The sequence below is a fragment of the Cupriavidus sp. 2TAF22 genome (assembly GCF_052115045.1).
Classification (GTDB): domain Bacteria; phylum Pseudomonadota; class Gammaproteobacteria; order Burkholderiales; family Burkholderiaceae; genus Cupriavidus.
Genome location: NZ_JBFRFX010000004.1, coordinates 98,295 through 113,422, shown reverse-complemented (window position 1 = coordinate 113,422; position 15,128 = coordinate 98,295). Strand labels below are relative to the sequence as shown.

Here is a 15,128-nt window from a genome sequence, read left to right as displayed (position 1 = left end):
CTGCCGGGCGCGCGGCCCCGTCCGGCCGCCGACCGGGCGGGCTCAGGCCGCGGCGGCCAGCCGGAACCTGTCGGCCAGCGCCGCCAGCGCGGTGCTGGCCATGGCCGGATGCCAGGCCAGCACGGTATCGACCTTGCCGGCGGCGCCGAGCGTGTGCACGCTGATCTTGGGCAGGTCGCGGTAAAGGCCCAGCACCGAGCGCGGCACGATGGCCACGCCGATGCCCGCCGCGGCGCAGGCGATGATGGCATGGTACGAGCCCAGTTCCAGCACCCGGCGCGGCGGGCTGTTGCCCGCGGCCAGCCAGGTCTCCAGCCGCATGCGGTAGTTGCAGCCCGGATCGAAGGCCAGCATGGTGCGGGTTTCCAGGTCGGCCGCGCAGCCGATGGGCGGGTGCTGCTCGCGCGCGATCAGCAACAGTTCCTCCTGGAAGGCCGGCAGCCAGGCCAGGGCAGGGTCGTCCAGCGGCTCTGCCACGAAGGCGCAATCCACCTCGAAGCGGCCCAGCGCCTGCAAGGCCTGCCGCGTAGTCAGCGTCACCAGTTCGAGTTGCACCTCGGGCCAGGCCTGGTGATAGGCGGCCAGCACCGAGGGCAGGCGGCTGGCCGCCGTGCTTTCCATCGAGGCGATGCGCAGGCGGCCCTGGGGCTTGGCCGGCAGCACCGCGTGGCGGGCTTCCTCGGCCAGGTCCAGCACGCGCCGTGCGTAGTCGAACAGGGTCTGCCCGGCTGGTGTCAGCACCATGCGCTTGCCTTCGCGCAGGAACAATTCCACGCCGAGCGAGCTTTCCAGCTGGCGGATGCGGGTGGTGACGTTGGATTGCACTCGGTGCAGGCGCGCCGCGGCGCGCGTGACGCCGCCTTCTTCGACGACGCAGCGGAAGATTTCCAGGGAAGCCAGGTCCATTGCGATGCTCTTGCTAGCGGTTCCACGCGCCGCCGGAAGGAAGTCCGGATGGGAACGCCTCATCCATCTCGCCGGAAGATCGTTGCGTTCTCAATTATTCATTTTTCGGTCGCGTGTCCTGAGCGTAGCATGCGGCGATGGACTTCACATTCCCCACCGTCATCGTCCCGTGCCTGCGGCGTCTCTTCCAGGGAGGCCGCGCGGATGGGCAGCGCTGACCACCGCCTGGCCGCCGCGCTCGCGCCGGCGCACGTCCAGCCCGGCATCTGGACCGTGGCGCTGGCCGGCCTGGTTGCGCTGGGCGTGGCGATGGGCATAGGCCGCTTTGCCTTTACGCCGCTGCTGCCGATGATGTTGCATGACGCCAGCGTCACGCTGGGCGAGGGCGGATGGCTGGCGACGCTGAACTACCTGGGTTATTTCGCTGGCGCCGCCGTGTGCCTGTTCATCCGCCCGGAGCCGGCGCGCATGGTCAGGCTCGGCCTGGTCGCCACCGTACTGCTGACCCTGGGCATGGCCGCGCCCGGCGGCATGGCGGCGTGGGGCGTGTGGCGCGCGGCGGCGGGCGTGGCGAGCGCGTTCGTGATGGTCTACGGCACGGCCTGGTGCATGCACCGGCTGGCAGAGATGGGCCGGGCGCCCTTGGGCGGGCTGATCTTCTGCGGGCCCGGCATCGGCATCGTGCTGACGGGCGTTTCGGCCTTCGGCATGGTCGGCGCCGGCTGGCGCGCGGGCTGGGCCTGGCTGGCCTTCGGGTTGCTGGGCGCCGTCCTGGTCGGCATGGTCTGGCCTGTGTTCCGGCCGGCGCCCCGCGGCGCGCCACCGGCCGGCCCGGTGCCCGCGGCGGCCGCGATTGCGGCATCCGCCGTGCCGAGGCTCGACCGCGAGACCTGGCTGCTGACGCTGGCTTACGGCCTGGCCGGCTTCGGCTACATCATCACCGCCACCTTCCTGCCCGTGATCGCGCGCCAGGCCATGCCCGGCTCGGTATGGGCCGACCTGTTCTGGCCCATCTTCGGCGCCGGCGTGACCGTGGGCGCCTTCGTCGCCTCGCGCGTGCGGGTGGAGTGCGACAACCGCAAGCTGCTGGCCTTTACCTACGCCATGCAGGCGGCGGGGGTGGCGGTCGCGGTGGTATGGCCGACAGTGACCGGATTCGCGCTCAGCAGCCTGCTGGCGGGGCTGCCGTTCAACGCGCTGGTGTCGTTCGCGATGCGCGAGGCGCGGCGCCTGTGGGGCGGCCAGGCCCAGCGCCTGATGGGGCTGATGACCGCCAGCTACGGCCTGGGCCAGATCGTGGGGCCGCCGCTGGCCACGGCGCTGGTGGCACGCAGCGGCGGCTTTGCCGCCTCCCTGTGCTGTGCGGTCGCGGCCCTGCTGAYGGGCAGCGCGGTGTTCGCCTGGATGGCGCGCGCGCCTGCGCGCTAGACGCGCCCGCGGGCCTGCCCGGGCGCCGCCTGACGGGGCTGCGGGGCTTGCGCTACAGTATCGCCTTCGCCGCGCGCGCTGCCACCGGGAGCGCCGTCCGGGCCGCCCGGACGCGCGTGGCGCAGGAGCCGATTCCATGTCTTTTTCCCTGCAGCCTGCCCGCGCCACCGGCGCCACCCAGCCCGCCACGCCGGCCGAGGCGCGCATGCGCGCCGATCTTGCGGCCGCCTACCGCCTGTGCGCGCTGCAGGGCTGGGATGACCTGATCTACACGCATATCTCCGCGGTCGTCCCGGGCGAGCCGGATCATTTCCTGATCAACCCGTTTGGCTTTGCCTTCGACGAGATCCGCGCCAGCGACCTGGTCAAGATCAACGGCCGCGGCGAGGTGGTGGGCGAGAGCGTGCACCCGGTCAACGTCACCGGCTTTGCGCTGCATGGCGCGGTGCACGCCGCGCGGCCCGACGCGGTATGCGTGATGCACCTGCACAATACCGCCGGCGTGGCGGTGTCGGCCCAGGCCCGCGGCCTGCTCGCGCTGTCGCAGCACGCCATGCGCTTCCATGGCCGGCTGGCCTACCACGACTACGAAGGCCTGGCCTTCACGCCGGCCGAGGGCGAGCGCCTGACCGCTTCGCTCGGCGCGCAGCCTGCCATGCTGCTGCGCAATCACGGCACGCTCACGGTGGGCCGCACCGTGGCCGAGGCCTATGTGCTGATGGCCACGCTGATCAAGGCCTGCGAGATCCAGATCGCGGCGCAGGCGGGCGGCGAAGTCGTGCAGCCGCCGCCCGCCGTGGCGGTGCATGCATCGGCGCAGCTCGACGACAACGGCGCGCTGGAAGGCGGGCTCGAATGGCCGTCATTGCTGCGCAAACTCGATAGAATCGATGTTTCCTACCGCGATTGACGCGCGCGAGCGCATTGGTCCCGCTCCCCCGATACCCAAGAGGAACCCTAGCCATGCCGACATACCATGTAGAACTCTTCGAAGGCCGCACCATCGAGCAAAAGCGCAAGCTGGTCGAGGAAGTCACCCGCGTCACCTGCGAAACGCTGGGCTGCTCGGCTTCGGCGGTCGATATCATCATCACCGACATCAAGCGCGAGAACTGGTCCACCGGCGGCGAACTGTGGGCCGACAAGAAGTGAGCACGGGCGGACCTTGCGCGCTCCGCCCGCGCTGACCACAGCACGTATCCACCCGCCACGGACTTTTCCCTCCATGCAGCACTTCGCCTCCGACAACTACGCCGGCTTTTGCCCGGAATCGCTCAAGTATTTCCTCGAAGCCAATGGCAGCGGCCATGAGCAGGCCTACGGCGACGACTCCTGGACCCAGAAGGTCTGCGACCGCATCCGCGACCTGTTCCAGACCGACTGCGAAGTCTTCTTCGTCTTCAACGGCACCGCGGCGAATTCGCTGGCGCTGTCGGCGCTGTGCCAGTCCTACCATTCGGTGATCTGCCATGAACTGGCGCACATCGAAACCGACGAATGCGGCGGCCCTGAGTTCTTTTCCAACGGCTCCAAGCTGCTGACCGCGCCGGGCGCCAACGGCAAGCTCACCCCCGACGCCGTGGAAGCGCTCGTCACGCGCCGCTCCGATATCCACTATCCCAAGCCCAAGGTGGTGTCGCTGACGCAGTCCACCGAAGTCGGCACCGTGTACACGGTGGAGGAGGTGCGCGCCATCGCCGCCATCGCCAAGCGCCGCCAGTTGCGCGTGCACATGGACGGGGCGCGCTTTGCCAACGCGGTGGCGTCGCTGGGCGTGCATCCCTCGGAAATCACCTGGCGCGCCGGGGTCGATGTGCTGTGCTTCGGCGGCACCAAGAACGGCCTGCCGGTGGGCGAGGCGGTGGTGTTCTTCGACCGCAGGCTGGCCGAGGACTTCGCCTACCGTGTCAAGCAGGCCGGGCAACTGGCCTCCAAGATGCGCTTTATCTCGGCGCCGTGGCTGGGCCTGCTGGAGAACGACGTGTGGCTGGCCAACGCTCGCCATGCCAACGCCATGGCCCAGCTTCTGCACGAGCGCATCGCCACCATCCCCGGCGTGCGCATCATGTTCCCGACCGAGTCCAATGCGGTCTTCGCCGAACTGCCGCTGGCGGCCATCGAAACGCTGCGCGCGAAGGGCTGGCGCTTCTACACCTTCATCGGTGCGGGCGGCTGCCGTTTCATGTGCTCGTGGGACCTGCAGCCGGAAACGGTGGAAGCGCTGGCCGCCGACATGCGCGACGCCTGCGCCGCCTGAGCGCCGGCAAGCAAGAACGCAGGAAAGCAGGCATCGTGACAAGCTGACGACCCGACAAACACAACAAAGCCGGCAAGGCTGAAAGACAAGGAGCTTCGCAATGTCCTATTACCGTTACTGCCCCCAATGCGGTTCGCCGCTGGAAGTGCTGCCGCATTCCGGGCGCGAGCGCGATGCCTGCGTGCAGCCCGAATGCGGATTCGTCCACTGGAACAACCCGCTGCCGGTGCTGGCCGCGGTGGTGGAGTACGAGGGCAAGCTGCTGCTGGCGCGCAACGCCGCGTGGCCCGAGAAGATGTTCGCCCTGGTGACGGGTTTCCTGGAGCGCGACGAGACGCCCGAGCAGGGCGTGGCGCGCGAACTCAAGGAAGAGACCAACCTGGACGCCCACGCGGTGTCGCTGATCGGGGTCTACGAGTTCATGCGCAAGAACGAGCTGATCATCGCCTACCATGTGCAGGCCAGCGGCCAGATCGCGCTATCCGAGGAACTGGCCGACTACAAGCTGGTGGCGCCCGAGGACATGCGGATCTGGTCGGCGGGCACCGGCTTCGCGGTGGCAGACTGGCTGGCCTCGCGCGGCCACCCGGTGCGCTTCTTCGACCGCAACACCGGCGAGGACATTCCCGACCCGCGCAAGCGCGACGCCTTCGGCCTGCCCGGTGCTTCGCTACAATACAGGCCGTGAATACTCAGTGTCCTGGATAAAGAGCCGGGACACAAAGACAAAGGAAGAGAGGAATGGAGTTCCAGAAAGAAGTGGACGCGCGCGGCCTGAACTGCCCGCTGCCGATCCTGCGCACCAAGAAGGCGCTGGCCGACATGGCCAGCGGCGATGTCCTCAAGGTACTTGCCACCGATCCGGGCGCCACGCGCGATTTCCAGGCGTTTGCCAAGCAGACTGGCAATGAGTTGCTGTCGCATCAGGAAGTGGACAAGGTGTTTGTGTTTTATATGCGGAGGCGGTGAGGGGTGTTGGGTTTGGCTTTTAAGTCAAAGTCAACGTTAAAGTCAAAATCAACATCAAAGTCAAAGGCTTTCGCGCCCCCGGCGCGACCTACTTTCTTTTGTCCGAAAAGAAAGTAGGCCAAGAAAGCGGACTCCTGGCCGGAGGGGCAGAAGCATTTAGGGGTTACCCGGTTTGCGGATTCGTGGTGGGGGCGGTGGTTCTGCTGGAATCTGCCGGTACCGGCTCGGGCGGCCACTAAGCTGCGGGCGGTGCCGGTTTCGTGGTGATGCCCCTGATTGCTGGTGCACTGCTTGTTCGGGCATCTGCCGTTACCGACTCGGGCCGCCACGAGATAGCACCCTGGTGTTTTCGTGGTGGGCGTGGTGGACCGGGGCGCAGGTGGTTGAGTGCTCTTTACTCTCATGTGGGCGCCACCGCGCCCACCACGAAACCAGCGAGGCAACGATGCAGTGGCCATCAGAACCGGTAACGGCAGATGGCCGAACCAGCAGGGCACTCGCCATCATAGGTCTGACCCCGAAACCGCAGCCGCCAGCAAGATCGTGGTTGGTCGCACCGGTAACGGCAGGATGCGAACAGAACCGCAGGCACCACGACGAAACCACCACAACCAGAAACCCCGACGTTTCTGCCCCTGCCGGCCAGGCAGCCCGCTCTCTTTGCCTACTTTCTTTTCGGGGAAAAGAAAGTAGGTCGCTCCGGGGGAGCGAAAGCCGTTGACTTTGAAGTGAAGTTAAGCCGTTTGATCCTGACCCCAACCCCTCACCCAGCGAACCAACAAAAAAGCCCCGCAAAGCCGCCGGCAACCGGCCACCCTGCAGGGCTTTCCTTATCCAGCCAAACCGACAACAATCACCCGCGCGTGCGCAGGTAAGTGCTGAACTCGTCCATCACTTCCGGGTGCTTGAGCGCGAATTCGACGGTCGCCTTCAGGTAGCCGAGCTTGCTGCCGCAGTCGTAGCGCACGCCCTTGTAGCGGTAGGCCAGCACCTGTTCCTGGCTGAGCAGCGAACCGATCGCGTCGGTGAGCTGGAACTCGCCGCCGGCGCCCGGCTTGAGGTTGCGGATATGGTCGAAGATGCGCGGCGTCAGGATGTAGCGGCCGACCACGCCCAGGTTTGAGGGCGCGTCCTCGGGCGCCGGCTTCTCGACGATGCCGGAGACCTTGATCACGCCTTCGTCCCATTCGCGGCCGTCGACCACGCCGTACGAGCGGCTCTGTTCCGGAGCGATCTCTTCCACGCCCAGTACCGAGCAGTTGTAGTGGCCGTACAGGTCCGTCATCTGCTTCATCACGGGCGGCTGGCCGTCCAGCAGGTCATCGGCCAGCATCACGGCGAAGGGCGCGTCGCCCACCAGCTTTTCCGCGCACAGCACGGCGTGGCCCAGGCCCAGTGCTTCGGGCTGGCGCACATAGAAGAATTCCACGTGCGAGGGCTTGATCGAGCGCACCAGCGAGAGCAGGGCCTGCTTGTTCTTGGCCTCCAGTTCGGCTTCGAGCTCGTAGGCCTTGTCGAAGTGATCCTCGATGGCGCGCTTGGAGCGGCCGGTCACGAAGATCATCTCGGTGATGCCGGCAGCCATGGCTTCTTCCACCGCGTACTGGATCAGCGGCTTGTCGACCACCGGCAGCATTTCCTTCGGGCTTGCCTTGGTAGCGGGCAAAAAGCGGGTGCCCAGACCAGCTACGGGGAAGACAGCCTTGGTGACACGGGTTTCCATAACAGGTTTTCCTTATCGTTTCGGTGTACGCAACCCTGCTGGTGATGCAAAGCTCATGCCGGCAGACGTTGCAGCTGATCCTGCAACTTGCCCAGCGTCTGTTCGAAATCGGACAGACGCTGGTTTTCCTGCGCGACCACGGCCGGCGGTGCCTTGGCGACGAAGCTCTCATTGGAAAGCTTGCCCCGGCACTTGCCGATCTCGGCGCTCAGGCGCTCTATTTCCTTCGACAGCCGCACGCGCTCGGCCGCCACGTCAATCTCGATCTTCAGCAGCAGGCGGTTACCGCCCACGATTGCCACCGGTGCGCCGGCACCTTCGGCCATCAGGGCATTCTCGTCTTCGAATACCTTTACCTCGGAAAGTTTCGCCAGCGCCTGCACATAGGCCTGGGCCGAGGTGAGGAAAGCGCTGTCGCCCTGGGCGTAGAGCGGGATGCGCTGGGCCGGGGAGATATTCATCTCGCCGCGCAGGTTGCGGCAGGCGTCGACCACCGCCTTGAGCTGCGCGGTCCACTGCTCGGCGGCCTCGTCGATCTTGGCCACGGCCGGCAGCGGGTAAGCCTGCAGCGCCAGCGTCTCGCTACCGTCGCCCTTGGCGCGGCCGGCCAGCGGCGCTACCTTCTGCCACAGTTCCTCGGTGATGAAGGGGATGATCGGGTGGGCCAGGCGCAGCACCGTCTCCAGCACGCGCAGCAGCGTGCGGCGGGTGGCGCGCTGCTGGGCGGGCGTGCCGTTCTGGATCTGTACCTTGGCCAGTTCCAGGTACCAGTCGCAGTACTCGTCCCACACGAACTTGTAGATCGCGCTGGAGATATTGTCGAAGCGGTACTCGGCAAAGCCCTTTTGCACATCGGCTTCCACGCGCTGCAGCAGCGATACGATCCAGCGGTCCGCCTGCGAGAAGTCGAGGTAGCCGTCCGGGCCGCAGTCGTTGTTGCACGGGCCCATGCCGCAGTCATGGCCTTCGGTGTTCATCAGCACGAAGCGGGTGGCGTTCCACAGCTTGTTGCAGAAGTTGCGGTAGCCCTCGCAGCGGCCGGTGTCGAAGTTGATGTTGCGGCCCAGCGTGGCCAGCGAGGCGAAGGTGAAGCGCAGCGCGTCCGCGCCGAAGGCGGGAATGCCTTCGGGGAATTCCTTCTTCGTCTTCTTCTCGATCTTGGGTGCGTCCTTGGGGCGGCGCAGGCCGGTGGTGCGCTTCTGGAGCAGGGTATCGAGATCGATGCCGTCGATCAGGTCCACCGGGTCCAGGGTGTTGCCCTCGGACTTGCTCATCTTCTTGCCTTCGGAGTCCCGCACCAGGCCGTGCACGTAGACGGTATGGAAGGGCACCTTGCCGGTGAAGTGCTTGGTCATCATGACCATGCGCGCCACCCAGAAGAAGATGATGTCGTAGCCGGTAACAAGTGCCGACGACGGCAGAAAATGCTGCAATTCGGGCGTTTCCTCAGGCCAGCCGAGCGACGAGAACGGGACCAGCGCGGACGAGAACCAGGTGTCCAGCACATCGTCCTCGCGGCGCAGCGCGCCGGTGCTGCCGGCCGCGGCGGCCTGCGCCAGGGCGTCTTCCTCGGTGCGGGCGACGAAGCACTTGCCGTTCTCGTCGTACCAGGCCGGGATCTGGTGGCCCCACCACAGCTGGCGCGAGATGCACCAGTCCTGGATGTTCTCCAGCCACTGGTTGTAGGTGCTGTTCCAGTTYTCSGGGATCAGCTTGATCTCGCCGCYYTKCACGGCCTCSAGCGCCACCTCGGCGATCGAGCGGCCCGGGTTGAAAGTGCCCTCGGGCGCCGGCTTGCTCATGGCGACGAACCACTGGTCGGTCAGCATCGGCTCGATGGCGCTGCCGGTGCGCTCGCTGCGCGGGGTCATCAGCTTGTGCTTCCTGACTTCGGCCAGCAGGCCCTGCGCGTCGAGGTCCTCGACGATGCGCTTGCGCGCGTCGAAGCGGTCCAGGCCCGCGTAAGCGGCCGGGGCGTCGGCGACGATCTTCGCGTCGAGCGTGAGGATGGACAGCTGGGGCAGGCTATGGCGCTGGCCCACCGCGTAGTCGTTGAAATCGTGGCCCGGGGTCACCTTGACCACGCCGGTGCCGAACTCGCGGTCGACGTATTCGTCGGCAATCACGGGGATGTCGCGGCCGGTGAGCGGCAGGCTGACCGACTTGCCGATCAGGTGGGCATAGCGCTCGTCTTCCGGGTGCACCATCACGGCCACGTCGCCCAGCATCGTTTCGGGGCGTGTGGTGGCCACGGTCAGGTGGGTCAGGCCGTGCACGCTGTCGGCTTCGGTGAGCGGGTAGCGGATGTGCCACATCGAGCCTTCTTCCTCGACGTTGTCCACTTCCAGGTCGGACACCGCGGTGCCCAGCACCGGATCCCAGTTGACCAGGCGCTTGCCGCGGTAGATCAGGCCCTGCTCGAACAGGCGCACGAACACTTCGGTGACCGCCTGGGACATTTCCGGCGACATGGTGAAGTACTCGCGGCTCCAGTCGATCGAAGCCCCCATGCGGCGGATCTGGCGCGTGATGGTCGAGCCGGACTCTTCCTTCCACGCCCACACCTTCTCGGTGAATTTCTCGCGGCCGAGTTCTTGGCGCGACACGCCCTGTGCCTCCAGCTGGCGTTCCACCACGATCTGGGTGGCGATGCCGGCGTGGTCGGTGCCGGGCACCCACAGCGTGTTGGCGCCCGACATGCGGGCGTGGCGGGCCAGGCCATCCATGATGGTCTGGTTGAAGGCATGGCCCATGTGCAGCGTGCCGGTCACATTAGGCGGGGGCAGCTGGATGCAGAAATCGGGGCGGTCCGAGTCGAGGGTCGGCTTCGCGATGCCGCGCTTCTCCCACTCTGGGCCCCATTTGGCCTCAATGGCGGCGGGTTCGAAGCTCTTGGCAAGGGACTGGTCTTGGGCGGTCATGCTCGGGTGTCGATGATTACGTCGGATTCTGCGGCCCAGGCGGGCAGGGGCAACGCGCCGGGAAACGTTAAATTATACGGAAGGCGGGGTGCCGGGTGCGGGAAATGGGCCCGCGCAGGGCAGTACCGCGCCATCCGGGCGCATTTCAGGGCCGATCCATGGGTGGCCCGGGAGCGATCCGGGCGCGATGCTGGCGTAATCCGGCCGCTATTTTGCCGCTGCTTCGGCGTCCCGGGTGGATTTCTGCTTACTCCGGGAGAGGGGAAAGCCCGCGCATTGTGCGCTTGGTGCTACCTGTGCCGCAGCGCGCGACGGGGCGGCGGCCGGCCGCCGCGGGCCGGGGGTGCGCCCCGGTATAATTCGGGGCACTCCACAAGGCCCTCCCGATGTCCGACCTGCTTGCCAATCTCAACGCCGAACAACTTGCCGCCGTCACCTTGCCCGACGAACCGGCGCTGATCCTGGCGGGCGCGGGCAGCGGCAAGACGCGCGTGCTGACCACGCGCATCGCGTGGCTGATCCAGAACGGCCGCGTGTCGCCCGCCGGCCTGCTGGCGGTGACCTTCACCAACAAGGCCGCCAAGGAAATGACCGCGCGGCTGACTTCGATGCTGCCGATCAACACCCGGGGCATGTGGATCGGCACCTTCCACGGCTTGTGCAACCGCATGTTGCGCGCCCACTTCCGCGACGCCGGGCTGCCGCAGACCTTCGCCATCCTCGACAGCCAGGACCAGCTCTCGGCGCTCAAGCGCCTGCTCAAGTCGCTCAACGTGGACGACGAGAAGTACCCGGCCAAGAACCTGCAGTACTTCATCAACAATGCCAAGGAGCAGGGCCTGCGTCCGGCCGACGTGGAGGCCAACGATGACTTCAATCGCCGCTTCGTCGACCTCTATGCCGCCTACGACGTGCAGTGCCAGCGCGAAGGCGTGGTCGACTTCGCCGAACTGCTGCTGCGCTGCTACGAGCTGCTGCGCTACAACGACGCCATCCGCCAGCACTACCAGAACCGCTTCCGCCACGTGCTGGTCGACGAATTCCAGGACACCAATGTGCTGCAGTACCAGTGGCTCAAGCTGCTGGCGGGCTTCGGCACGCAGAACCCGGCGGCGGTATTCGCGGTGGGCGACGACGACCAGAGCATCTATGCGTTCCGCGGGGCCAATGTCGGCAACATGCGCGATTTCGAGCACGAATTCCGCGTGCGCCACATGATCAAGCTCGAGCAGAACTACCGCTCGCATGGCCACATCCTCGATTCCGCCAACCACCTGATCGCCCACAATGCGCGCCGCCTCGGCAAGAACCTGCGCACCGACGCCGGCCACGGCGAGCCGGTGCGGGTGTTCCAGGCCGGCTCCGACGGCCAGGAAGCGGCCTGGATGGTGGAGGAAATCCGCGACCTGGTGGCGCAGGGCATGAGCCGCTCGGAAATCGCCATCCTGTACCGCAGCAATGCGCAGTCGCGCGTGATCGAGCATGCGCTGTTCTCGTCGGGCATCGCTTACCGGGTGTACGGCGGCCTGCGCTTCTTCGAGCGCGCCGAAATCAAGCACGCCCTGGCTTACCTGCAGCTGCTGGAGAACCCGCGCAACGACGCCGCCTTCGGGCGCGTGGTGAACTTTCCCGCGCGCGGCATCGGCGCGCGCTCGCTCGAAGCACTGCAGGACGCCGCGCGCCAGTATGACTGCTCGCTCGCGGAAGCCGTGGCCTACGTGGCCGGCAAGGCCGGCAGCACGCTCGGCGCCTTCGTGCGGCTGATCGAGCAGATGCGCGCGGAGACGCGCCGCATGACGCTGCCGGAGACGGTCGAATACGTGACCAATACCAGCGGCCTGATCACCTACTACCGCGGCGAGAAAGAAGGCCAGGACCGCATCGAGAACTTGCAGGAACTGGTGACCGCGGCGCAGGCCTTCGTGACGGAGGAGGGCTACGGGCTGGACGCGCTGGCCAGCGCGATCCCGGTGGGACGCGACGGCGGGCCGGCGCTGCCGGCGCTGGCCGATGGCGACCAGGCCCAGCAGGTGCTGGACCCCGAAGCGCTGCCCGTGGTGATGACGCCGCTGGTGGCCTTCCTGACCCATGCCTCGCTCGAGGCCGGCGACAACCAGGCGCAGGCCGGCCAGGACGCGGTGCAGATGATGACCGTGCACGCGGCCAAGGGCCTCGAGTTCAACGCGGTGTTCATCACCGGGCTGGAAGAAGGCCTGTTCCCGCACGAGAACAGCGCGAACGAGGCCGACGGCCTCGAGGAAGAGCGCCGCCTGATGTATGTGGCGATCACCCGCGCCCGCCAGCGGCTCTACCTGTCATTCGCGCAGAGCCGCGTGCTGCACGGGCAGATGCGCTATCACGTGCGCTCCCGCTTCTTCGAGGAGCTGCCCGACGAAGCGCTCAAGTGGCTGACGCCGCCGGCGCAAGCCTACGGTTCGCAGCGCCGCCAGCAGAACGACGGCGGCTGGGGTCGTGACTGGTTCAAGAAGGCGGAAGACGTGCCCTACTCGGGCACCAAGCCGACCGGCGGCATGGATACCGGCAACGGCTACGCCGACTCCAAGCGCGAGGCCGGCTCCGGGCTGCGCATCGGCCAGAGCGTGTTCCACAACAAGTTCGGCGAGGGCGTGATCACGGCGCTCGAAGGCGACGGCGCGGATGCCCGCGCCAATATCAAGTTCAAGCGGCACGGCGCCAAGTGGCTGGCGCTCTCGGTGGCCAAGCTGGATCCGATAGACTGAGCGGCACCAGCAAGAAGATCCTGGCGTCGTTGCGCGGCCTTGCCTTGCCAGTCGTACTGTCCGCGGCCGCGCCCTTGCGGGGCGCGTGCACGCTGGCCGGCGCGCACCGCTGCGCAGGCGGATCACTGCGTGGTCCGGATTCCCTGCTCCGCCCTGGCCACGACCGCTTCGCTTCAATCCGATAGCGCCGCCAGGGCCTGCCCGCCTCAGTCGAGCTGGATGTTGCCGTCCTTGATGACCTTGGCCCATTCCTTCGTCTGCGCCTGCACGAACTTCGCGGCCTCGGCCGGCGTGCCGGCCACGATCTCGCCGCCCAGGCTGGCGATGCGCTCGCGGTTCTCCGGCAGGTTGATGACCTTGCGGATCGCCTCCGAGAGGCGCGCCACGATGTCCGGCGGCGTGCCCGCCGGCAGGAACACGCCGTTCCATTCATAGACTTCATAGCGCGGCACGCCGGCTTCGGTCATGGTCGGGGTGTCCGGCAGGATGGCCGTGCGCCGGGCTCCGGTCACCGCCAGCACGCGCAGCTTGCCCGCGCGCACATGCTGCAGGCCCGAGGCCGTGTTGGCGAAGAACACCGGCACCTGGCCCGCGATCACATCGGCCATGGCCGGGCCGCCTCCCTTGTAGGGCACATGCAGCAGATCCAGCTTCATGCGCTGCGCGAACAGCGCGCCGGCGAGATGCTGCGCCGAGCCGTTCCCCGACGAGGCGTAGGCGATGCTGCCAGGCTTGGCGCGGGCCATCGCCACCAGTTCCTGCGCGGATTTGGCCGGGAACTGCGGATTCACCACCAGCATATTGGGATAGAGCGCCAGCACCGAGACCGGGATGAACGACTTGGCCGGATCATAGGGCAGCCGCTTGTAAAGCGCCGGGTTGGAGGCGAACGAGGCGGCATCGAGCAGCACGGTGTAGCCGTCCGGCGCGGACTTGGCAACGATGTCCGTGCCGATCTGGCCGCCCGCGCCGGGCCGGTTGTCCACCACGATGGTTTGGCCGAGTTCCTGCCCCAGGCGGGGGGAAATCATGCGGGCCATGGTGTCGGCGCCACCGCCCGGCGCGTAGGTGACCACCAGGCGGATGGGCTTGGCGGCGGGCCAGGCCTGCGCGAGTGCAAGGCCGCTGGCGCAGGCGGCGAGCCCGAACAGGGCGGTCGCGCAAAGGCGGATGGAATTTCGCATGGGTCTCCTCGGGGTCTGTAGGTATGGGGTGGCAGCGAGGCGGGGCGCGTCAGCGGACCTCGGCGCGATAGTGGAAGTCGTCGGCGTTGCCCAGCGTCTGCCGGTACTCGACCCGCCGGCCCGCCAGGTCGAACGCCACGCGGCTGACCGCCAGCGCCGGGTGACCCTCGGGCAGGCCAAGCCGGGCGGCCTCGCGCGGGCCCAGCCGGCTAAAACGCAGGTCGTCGACCGCGCGGCCCACGGTGACGCCGTAGCGCTGCGCATACATCGGGTACAGCAGGGGCGCGAACTCGGCCGGCTTGAGCGCGGCAAGGCCGTCGAACAGCGCCGCGGGCAGCCAGATCGTCTCAAGCAGGCGGACCTTGCCTTCCCAGCCGCGCTGGCGCGTCATGCGCAGCACCTGCGTGCCGCTGGCCAGGCCGAGCTGGATGGCGACCTCGGCCGGCGCGGCCAGCGCGCGCACCGACACGATGCGCGATTCCGGGATCTCCGAGCCGGCGTCGCCGAAGCGGAAGAAGCGCGCCATGGTGGCGCCCGCGAGCGCGCCCCGCACGAAAGTGCCGCGGCCGTGCACGCGTTCGAGCAGGCCCTGGTCCACCAGCGCCTGGATGGCGGCGCGCATGGTGCCCAGCGCCACGCCGTAGTGCTCGGCCAGCGCGCTCTCCGCCGCGATGGCGGTGCCCGAGGCCCATTCGCCGGCCAGGATCCGGCCCCGCAGCGCGGTAGCGATGCGGGCCCAGCGGGGTGCCGCGAGGCTGGCGGCCGAATCGGGGGCGTCGGCTGCCGCCGGGATGGGGGAGGGGGAACCGCTTGGCATGCATGTCTCCGTGTCGGATTTCCGCGCTGGCATCGAGGCCGTCATCGGAGATCTAGTCATCTATAGGAGTAGAGCTTAGAATGGAGGCTGTGCGCTGTCAACGGGTTTGACGGCGGGACACGGCGCCAGGCGGACACCAGGCATTCCGGCCAGGCCACCCCGGCGCCATCAGCCAGCGAAAC

12 protein-coding genes are annotated in these 15,128 nt (G+C 67.5%); 7 read left to right on the top strand and 5 right to left on the bottom strand.

Annotated elements, in window-relative coordinates; genetic code table 11:
* Nucleotides 1-42: 42 nt before the first annotated feature.
* A complete protein-coding gene (locus tag AB4Z48_RS06910) occupies nt 43-906 on the bottom strand; it encodes a LysR substrate-binding domain-containing protein (RefSeq protein ID WP_441613154.1) in 864 nt (287 codons plus the stop codon).
* A 204-nt stretch (nt 907-1,110) separates the two neighbouring features.
* On the opposite strand from AB4Z48_RS06910, the gene AB4Z48_RS06905 reads away from it, so the two are divergent.
* The 6 genes from AB4Z48_RS06905 (at nt 1,111) to AB4Z48_RS06880 (ending at nt 5,560) form a co-directional block, all read left to right on the top strand.
* The gene (locus tag AB4Z48_RS06905) at nt 1,111-2,334 is read left to right on the top strand and encodes a YbfB/YjiJ family MFS transporter (protein ID WP_441613153.1); all 1,224 of its coding nucleotides are present in this window, start codon (nt 1,111-1,113) and stop codon (nt 2,332-2,334) included.
* Nucleotides 2,335-2,470: 136 nt separating this feature from the next.
* Nucleotides 2,471-3,244, top strand: coding sequence for a class II aldolase/adducin family protein (locus AB4Z48_RS06900; protein WP_441613152.1), 774 nt, complete (start codon nt 2,471-2,473; stop codon nt 3,242-3,244).
* Between the two features lie 53 nt (nt 3,245-3,297).
* Nucleotides 3,298-3,486, top strand: coding sequence for a 4-oxalocrotonate tautomerase (locus AB4Z48_RS06895; RefSeq protein ID WP_441613151.1), 189 nt, complete (start codon nt 3,298-3,300; stop codon nt 3,484-3,486).
* Nucleotides 3,487-3,559: 73 nt separating this feature from the next.
* Nucleotides 3,560-4,591, top strand: coding sequence for a threonine aldolase family protein (locus AB4Z48_RS06890; RefSeq protein ID WP_441613150.1), 1,032 nt, complete (start codon nt 3,560-3,562; stop codon nt 4,589-4,591).
* 100 nt (nt 4,592-4,691) lie between these two features.
* Complete coding sequence (locus AB4Z48_RS06885) at nt 4,692-5,279, top strand: NUDIX domain-containing protein (protein WP_441613149.1); 588 nt, start codon at nt 4,692-4,694, stop codon at nt 5,277-5,279.
* Between the two features lie 53 nt (nt 5,280-5,332).
* Nucleotides 5,333-5,560, top strand: coding sequence for a sulfurtransferase TusA family protein (locus AB4Z48_RS06880; RefSeq protein ID WP_011297045.1), 228 nt, complete (start codon nt 5,333-5,335; stop codon nt 5,558-5,560).
* A gap of 853 nt (nt 5,561-6,413) precedes the next feature.
* Here AB4Z48_RS06880 and galU read toward each other — a convergent pair.
* Together galU and AB4Z48_RS06870 are read right to left on the bottom strand one after the other, a co-directional pair.
* Nucleotides 6,414-7,283: a UTP--glucose-1-phosphate uridylyltransferase GalU gene (gene galU / locus AB4Z48_RS06875; protein ID WP_441613148.1), complete on the bottom strand. Its 870-nt coding sequence runs from the start codon at nt 7,281-7,283 to the stop codon at nt 6,414-6,416.
* Nucleotides 7,284-7,336: 53 nt separating this feature from the next.
* Complete coding sequence (locus AB4Z48_RS06870) at nt 7,337-10,204, bottom strand: valine--tRNA ligase (protein ID WP_441613147.1); 2,868 nt, start codon at nt 10,202-10,204, stop codon at nt 7,337-7,339.
* Nucleotides 10,205-10,590: 386 nt separating this feature from the next.
* Here AB4Z48_RS06870 and AB4Z48_RS06865 point away from each other — a divergent pair, with 386 nt between their 5' ends.
* On the top strand, nt 10,591-12,945 hold the full coding sequence (locus tag AB4Z48_RS06865; protein WP_441613146.1) for a UvrD-helicase domain-containing protein: 2,355 nt from the start codon (nt 10,591-10,593) through the stop codon (nt 12,943-12,945).
* 206 nt (nt 12,946-13,151) lie between these two features.
* Here AB4Z48_RS06865 and AB4Z48_RS06860 read toward each other — a convergent pair whose 3' ends face one another.
* Both AB4Z48_RS06860 and AB4Z48_RS06855 read right to left on the bottom strand, forming a co-directional pair.
* Nucleotides 13,152-14,129: a tripartite tricarboxylate transporter substrate binding protein gene (locus AB4Z48_RS06860; RefSeq protein ID WP_441613144.1), complete on the bottom strand. Its 978-nt coding sequence runs from the start codon at nt 14,127-14,129 to the stop codon at nt 13,152-13,154.
* A gap of 49 nt (nt 14,130-14,178) precedes the next feature.
* Nucleotides 14,179-14,946 (bottom strand): GntR family transcriptional regulator, encoded by a 768-nt coding sequence (locus AB4Z48_RS06855; protein WP_441613143.1) that lies wholly within the window; start codon nt 14,944-14,946, stop codon nt 14,179-14,181.
* Nucleotides 14,947-15,128 lie beyond the last annotated feature (182 nt).

Coding starts and splice junctions, on each gene's coding strand:
- AB4Z48_RS06895 (WP_441613151.1), top strand. CDS start 3,298: ATGCCGACATACCATGTAGAACTCTTCGAAGGCCGCACCATCGAGCAA.
- AB4Z48_RS06900 (WP_441613152.1), top strand. CDS start 2,471: ATGTCTTTTTCCCTGCAGCCTGCCCGCGCCACCGGCGCCACCCAGCCC.
- AB4Z48_RS06855 (WP_441613143.1), bottom strand. CDS start 14,946: ATGCCAAGCGGTTCCCCCTCCCCCATCCCGGCGGCAGCCGACGCCCCC.
- AB4Z48_RS06860 (WP_441613144.1), bottom strand. CDS start 14,129: ATGCGAAATTCCATCCGCCTTTGCGCGACCGCCCTGTTCGGGCTCGCC.
- AB4Z48_RS06865 (WP_441613146.1), top strand. CDS start 10,591: ATGTCCGACCTGCTTGCCAATCTCAACGCCGAACAACTTGCCGCCGTC.
- AB4Z48_RS06880 (WP_011297045.1), top strand. CDS start 5,333: ATGGAGTTCCAGAAAGAAGTGGACGCGCGCGGCCTGAACTGCCCGCTG.
- AB4Z48_RS06890 (WP_441613150.1), top strand. CDS start 3,560: ATGCAGCACTTCGCCTCCGACAACTACGCCGGCTTTTGCCCGGAATCG.
- galU (WP_441613148.1), bottom strand. CDS start 7,283: ATGGAAACCCGTGTCACCAAGGCTGTCTTCCCCGTAGCTGGTCTGGGC.
- AB4Z48_RS06885 (WP_441613149.1), top strand. CDS start 4,692: ATGTCCTATTACCGTTACTGCCCCCAATGCGGTTCGCCGCTGGAAGTG.
- AB4Z48_RS06910 (WP_441613154.1), bottom strand. CDS start 906: ATGGACCTGGCTTCCCTGGAAATCTTCCGCTGCGTCGTCGAAGAAGGC.